The organism is Methylobacterium sp. CCH5-D2, assembly GCF_001556475.1.
GTDB lineage: Bacteria > Pseudomonadota > Alphaproteobacteria > Rhizobiales > Beijerinckiaceae > Methylobacterium > Methylobacterium hispanicum.
Genome location: NZ_LSIX01001022.1, coordinates 1 through 6,003, shown reverse-complemented (window position 1 = coordinate 6,003; position 6,003 = coordinate 1). Strand labels below are relative to the sequence as shown.

Annotated in this window: 4 protein-coding genes; 1 reads left to right on the top strand and 3 read right to left on the bottom strand. The window is 74.7% G+C overall.

Annotated elements, in window-relative coordinates; translation table 11 throughout:
• Window positions 1-228: 228 nt before the first annotated feature.
• On the bottom strand, window positions 229-1,608 hold the full coding sequence (gene glmU / locus AX737_RS27825; RefSeq protein ID WP_066927103.1) for a bifunctional UDP-N-acetylglucosamine diphosphorylase/glucosamine-1-phosphate N-acetyltransferase GlmU: 1,380 nt from the start codon (window positions 1,606-1,608) through the stop codon (window positions 229-231).
• A 342-nt stretch (window positions 1,609-1,950) separates the two neighbouring features.
• Here glmU and AX737_RS27820 point away from each other — a divergent pair, with 342 nt between their 5' ends.
• Window positions 1,951-3,468: a glucan biosynthesis protein D gene (locus tag AX737_RS27820; RefSeq protein WP_238230123.1), complete on the top strand. Its 1,518-nt coding sequence runs from the start codon at window positions 1,951-1,953 to the stop codon at window positions 3,466-3,468.
• An 18-nt stretch (window positions 3,469-3,486) separates the two neighbouring features.
• On the opposite strand, the gene AX737_RS27815 is transcribed toward AX737_RS27820, so the two are convergent.
• Window positions 3,487-4,734: an adenylate/guanylate cyclase domain-containing protein gene (locus tag AX737_RS27815; RefSeq protein ID WP_066927101.1), complete on the bottom strand. Its 1,248-nt coding sequence runs from the start codon at window positions 4,732-4,734 to the stop codon at window positions 3,487-3,489.
• 7 nt (window positions 4,735-4,741) lie between these two features.
• A partial coding sequence (gene hflX, locus AX737_RS27810) for a GTPase HflX (protein ID WP_066927100.1) occupies window positions 4,742-6,003 on the bottom strand: 1,262 nt, incomplete at its 5' end.

The following is a 6,003-nucleotide window of genomic DNA, read 5'->3' as shown; positions in this document are numbered from 1 at the left end:
GCTGAACGCGCGTCGATGGCGTGCTCAGTCCTGTGAGGTCATACCCCTCACCCCAACCCTCTCCCTATGGGAGAGGGGGGGCGGTGCGGTTCAGGCGCGATCCGAGGCAGGAGAGGCCCCCCATGTGCGATCGCCCTGCCTCTGCGCGGGAGAGAGAGCACGTTGCCGATCTGCGTGTTCGCAACTTCGGCAGGCGCTTGAGATCGCCGGTTCAGAATACTGATAAACCTACGCTTTCTTCACCTCGCCCTTCTTCGCCAGCAGCGCCGCGCGCTTCGCCTCCGCCCAGCCCGGCTTCGTCGCCTGCCGGCCGCGCGCGACCGCCAGCGCCCCCTCCGGCACGGCGTCGGTGATCACCGAGCCGGAGGCCACGTAGGCGCCCGCCCCCACCGTCACGGGCGCGACCAGCGCCGAGTTCGAGCCGATGAAGGCGCCCGCGCCGATCGTGGTGCGGTGCTTGGAGACGCCGTCGTAGTTGCAGGTGATGGTGCCGGCGCCGATGTTGGCCCGCGCGCCGATCTCGGCGTCGCCCAGATAGGTGAGGTGGGCGGCCTTGGCGCCGGGGCCGAGGCGGGCGTTCTTCAGCTCCACGAAGTTGCCGATCGCGGAGCCCGCCTCCAGCACCGCCCCGCCGCGCAGGCGGACGAAGGGCCCGATGCTGACGGAGGCTTCCAGCCGCACGTCCTTCAGATGCGCGAAGGCGTGGACCACGCAGCCGTCCGCGACCACGACCCCGGTGTCGAACACGACATGAGGCTCCACCACAACGTCGCGACCCAACACCGTGTCGTAGCTCAGGAAAACGGTGTCCGGCGCGATGAGCGTCGCGCCCCCCAGCATCGCCGCGCGGCGCAGGCGCGCCTGGATCACGGCCTCGGCCTCGGCGAGCTGCACGCGGTCGTTGACGCCCTGCGCCTCGGCCTCGGCCACCGGCACCATCGCGACGTCGAGCCCGTCGGCCACCGCCAGCGCCACCGCGTCCGGCAGGTAGTACTCGCCCGCCGCGTTGTCGTTGCGGATGCGCGTGAGGAGCCCGAGCGCGTGCTCGCCCGAGAGCGCCATCAGCCCGGCATTGCACAGCCGCACGGCAAGCTCGGCCGCGCTCGCGTCCTTCTGCTCGCGGATCGCCAAGACGCGGCCGTCCGGGCGCCCGCCCTCGGTGAGCACCCGGCCGTAGCCCGTCGGGTCGTCGCTCTCGAAGGCGAGCACCGCGACCGCGGCGCCCGCGGCCAGCGGCGCGCGCAGCCGCGCCAGGGTGGCGCCGGTGATCAGCGGCGTGTCGCCGAAGGCCACCACCACGTCGTCGCCCTCCTCCAGCGCCGCGCGGGCGGCGAGCACCGCGTGGGCGGTGCCCAGGCGCTCGGCCTGGCCGAAGACCCGGGCGCCCGGCGCCTGCCGCCCGATCTCGGCGGTGACATCCTGCCGGCCGGGCTCGGCCACCACGGCGATCCGGTCGGCGCCGGCCTCTTGCGCGGCGGCGAGCACGTGGCCGAGCATGCTCCGGCCGGCGATCCGGTGCAGCACCTTCGGCAGGTCGGAGCGCATCCGCGTGCCCTTGCCGGCCGCCAGCACGATCGCCGTCAGGCTGCGCCGGGTCTGCTCGCTCATCCGCTCGTCCTCAGGGCTTTGTCAGAATCGGGACACGGATGGCGGCTTCGCGGTCTGCGCGCAAGGGCAGGGCGGCGCGGGCCGGGCGGCGGATGGGCTCGACGCTCCTCCCTTCCCCGCAGAGGGGGGAGGGAGGACGCGGGAGTGACCGCCCGAGATGTCCGAGCGCGCCCGTTCCGCGAGAGGGCGCGGCTCCGGAGCGATGGGTCCGCGCCGCATCCTTAAGGGCCGGTTCAGCGCGGGGCGTGCTAGTGAGGTGCCCAAACCTCCCGTTCCCTACCGACAAGGCGCCCGATCCTGCCGACCGACACAGCCTCCCTCGCCGCCCCGACCCGCCGCGCGGTGCTGGCCGCGGGCCTCGCCGCGGGAGCCGCGCTCGGGTCTCGCCCGGCCCGGGCCGCCGAGCCGCCGCCGCTGCCCGGCCCCGGCGCGCCCTTCGACCGCGAGGCCCTGGTCGCCCATGCCCGCGAGCGGGCGCGCGGTCCCTACGTCGCGCCGCGCACCGACGACCTGCCGGCCGCCGCGCGCGAGCTCGGCCGCGACGCCTACGCGGCGATCCGCACCGCGCCCGGCCGCGCGGTCTGGGAGGGCGAGGATCCCGGCTGGACCCTGGAACCCCTGCCCCGCGGCTCGATCTTCACCCACCCGGTCCAGCTCTTCCTGGTGGAGGGCGGGCAGGTCCGCCCCCTGCCCTACGACCGCTCGCGCTTCCAGGCGGAGGGGCTCGCCCTGCCGGACCTCGCCCCGGAGGCGGGCCATTCGGGCCTGCGCCTGCGGGCGCGGATCGCGGGCGGCGACCCGGCCGAGATCGGGGTGTTCCAGGGCGCCTCGTTCTTCCGGCTCTGCGCCCCCGGCCAGGCGCTCGGCGTCACCGCGCGCTCGCTGACGCTGCGCCCGGCCGACGCGCGCGGCGAGGAGTTCCCGCTGTTCCGCGCGCTCTACGCCGAGCGGCCGGAGGCGGGCGGGCCGCTGGTGCTGCACGCGCTGGTCGAGTCCGAGTCGGCGGTCGCGGCGCTCAGCTTCCGCATCGCCCCGGAAGCGCGCGCCACGATCTGCGACGTCGAGGCGGCGATCTTCGCCCGCCAGCCGCTCGACCATGTCGGCCTCGGCGGCTGCCAGGCGAGCTACCTGTTCGGCCCCCTCGACCGGCGCAGCGTGGACGACGCCCGCTCGGCCGTGCACGCCACCGACGGGCTCGCCATCGCCAACGGTTCCGGCGAGCAGATCTGGCGCCCGGTGCACAACCCGGACGCCCTGCAGATCTCCGCCTTCGTGGACGCGAACCCCCGCGGCTTCGGCCTGATGCAGCGGGCCCGCGCCTTCCGCGACTACGAGGACGACGTGCAGCACTGGGAGAGCCGCCCCTCCCTCTGGCTGGAGCCGCAGGGCGACTGGGGGCAGGGCAGCGTCGTGCTCCTCGAGATCCCGAGCGATTCGGAGGCCAACGAGAACGTGCTGGCCTACTGGCGGCCGAAGGAGACCCTCCCCAAGGACGGCGCGTTGCGCGTCGCCTACCGCCAGCACTGGGGCTGGGACCGGCCCGCGCCGCCGCCGCTCGCCCGCGTCGCGGCGAGCCGGGGCGGGCGCGGCAGCGCGGGCTCGCGCCGCCTGTTCCTGGTCGATTTCGCCGGGGAGGCGCTCGCCGGGGCGGGCGGGCTCGACCTCGCGCTCTCGGCCGCCCCCGGCACGATCACCCGGCAGCAGCTCCTGCCCGATCCGGGGGCCGAGACGCCGGGGACCAGGGCCCGCGTCGCCTTCGAGCTCGATCCCGGCAGCGAGCGGGCGAGCGAGCTGCGCCTGCAGCTCCGGCGGGGCGACCGGCCGGTGAGCGAGACCTGGCTCTACCGTTGGACGCCGTAGGGCGCGCTCTGCCTCCCCTCAGGCCGAGATGCGGCGGCGCCCCTCGCCCACCGCGAACAGGGGCGGGTTGCCGCCGTCCTCCACCGGCGCGACGGTGAGGTTCTCGGGCAGGATCGGGCCGGTCAGGCGCAGGAACTCGCCCGACGCCGCGATGTCGAGGTTGGCCGCCTTGGTGCGCGCCTCGAGCCGTGCCAGCGTGTTCATGGCCGGCCCCAGCACCGTGTACTCGGCCCGCACGCCGTCGTCGAAGATGCCGACGAGGAGTTCGCCCGCGTGCAGCGCCACGGCGACCCGCAGCGGGAAGCGGCCCGCCTGCGCCCGCGCCCGGTTGAGCGCCGCGACCCGCGTCCGGACGGCGCGCGCGCAGGCGAGCGCCCCGCGGGCCTGATCCTCGGGCTCGCCCATCACGAACTGGGCCAGCACCGCGTCGCCCACGTACTTGTCGACGAGGCCGCCGTGCTCGGCGACCGTCCCCTGCGCGAGCGCCCGGAAGGCCAGCAGCGCCTCCACCATGGTCTCGGGCGGGTGCTCGGCGCTGAGCCGCGAGAAGCCCCTTATGTCGAGGACCATCAGGCAGGCGTGGCGGCGGCGCACGCTGCCGAGGCCGCCCTCGCGGGCGAGGTCCTCGGCGACGTCCTCGGGCACGAAACGGGCGAGCAGCGTGCGCTCGTGCTCCAGGCGCAGGGCCTCGGCCACCGCCCCGCGCAGGCGCGAGATCCCGTCGATCACCACGAGGCTCGCCGCCGTGAAGGTGAGGAGCGCCGGCACCTGCTCGGAGAGATCGACATGGGGCCCGAGCATGCCGGTCGGGTGCGCGGCCGCCATCAGCAGCGCGATCCCCCAGGCGCTCGCCACGATGCCGGCGTAGAGCGCCGTGTGCCAGACCCGCACGCTGAGCGCCGTCTGCAGCAGCAGCAGGAAGGCGGGCAGGCGGCTCACCGCGTCGGCCGCGCCCGCGGAATCAGCGCCCGCCAGCAGGTGCTCGACGATGACGTAGACGGCGAGCCCCGCGTTGAGCAGCGTGCCGGCCCAGGCGTAGCTGTCGGCCCGACGCCCGCCGCCCCGCTCGGCCAGCGCGAACCAGACGGAACTCCCCGCGTAGAGCACGAGGATGACCCAGTGGCTGAGCTGGTGCAGCGAGCCGTCATAGGCCTGCGCCGCCATCAGCAGCACGAGCACGATGACGACCCGCAGGGCGAGGAGGCGCCCGCCGTTGGCGGCCTGCATCAGCCGCCGGGCGGCGCGGGCGTGCTGCGCGCCGCGCATCGGCCGCCTACTCGGCTCGGGTGAGGCGGCGGGCCGCGCCGAAGCGGTTGAGGAAGCGCGGCTCCTTCTCGGGCGCGACCCGCACGGCCAGATGCAGCGTGCCGCCCTCCTCCATGCGCCGGTCGAGCACCTCGGCGTTCTCGTAGAGCCAGTTGAGCGCGGCTCCGTCCTCGGGCGGCAGCACCACCGCGAAGGTCGAGCGGGAACGCGCGATCCGGGCCTCGATCCGGCTGGTCAGCGCGGAGAGCCCCTCCCCGGTGACCGCCGAGACCAGCACGGGCGCCGCGCTGTCGCGGTCGTTGCGCTGGGTCGTGTTGCCCTTGCGGCTGAGGTTGAGCAGGCGGGTGCGCTCGTCCGCGTCGAGGAGGTCGGCCTTGTTCCAGACCTCGATGACCCGGTCCGCCGCGTCCTCGATGCCGAGCTCGCGCAGCACCTGACCCACATCCTCGGCCTGGGCCTCCGTGTCGCCGTGCGAGACGTCGCGCACGTGCAGCAGGATGTCAGCCTCGATCACGTCCTCCAGCGTCGCCCGGAAGGCGGCGATCAGCGAGGTCGGCAGGTCGGAGATGAAGCCCACCGTGTCGGAGAGGATCACGGTCTCGCCGTGCGGCAGCTTGGTGGCGCGCGCGGTCGGGTCGAGGGTGGCGAAGAGCATGTCCTGCGCCACCACCTGCGCCTTGGTGAGCGCGTTGAACAGCGTCGACTTGCCGGCGTTCGTGTAGCCGACCAGCGCCACGATCGGGTAGGGCACGCGCGCCCGGCTCTGCCGGTGCAGGCCGCGGGTGCGGGTGACCGCGTCGAGGTCGCGCTCGATCCGGGTCATGCGCTCCTGGATCATGCGCCGATCGGCCTCGATCTGGGTCTCGCCGGGGCCGCCCAGGAAGCCGAAGCCGCCGCGCTGGCGCTCGAGGTGGGTCCAGGACCGCACGAGGCGCGAGCGTTGGTAGGCGAGGTGCGCGTGCTCGACCTGAAGCGTGCCCTCGCGGGTGGAGGCGCGGCGCCCGAAGATCTCCAGGATCAGGCCGGTGCGGTCGATGACCTTGGCGCCCCACGCCTTCTCGAGGTTGCGCTGCTGCACCGGCGAGAGGGCGCAATCCATCACCACGAGGCCGATCTCGCGGGCGCGCACGAGGCCGGCGATCTCCTCGACCCGGCCCTTGCCCAGATAGGTCGAGGGCCGGATGCGCGGCAGCGTCACGGGCATCGCCTCGACCACGTCGAGCTCGATCGCGGCGGCGAGCCCCGCGGCCTCCTCGATCCGGGCCTGGA

What these genes read in the sequence shown, in the direction of transcription:
- glmU (WP_066927103.1), bottom strand. Translation starts at nt 1,608, where the DNA reads ATGAGCGAGCAGACCCGGCGCAGCCTGACGGCGATCGTGCTGGCGGCC.
- AX737_RS27815 (WP_066927101.1), bottom strand. Translation starts at nt 4,734, where the DNA reads ATGCGCGGCGCGCAGCACGCCCGCGCCGCCCGGCGGCTGATGCAGGCC.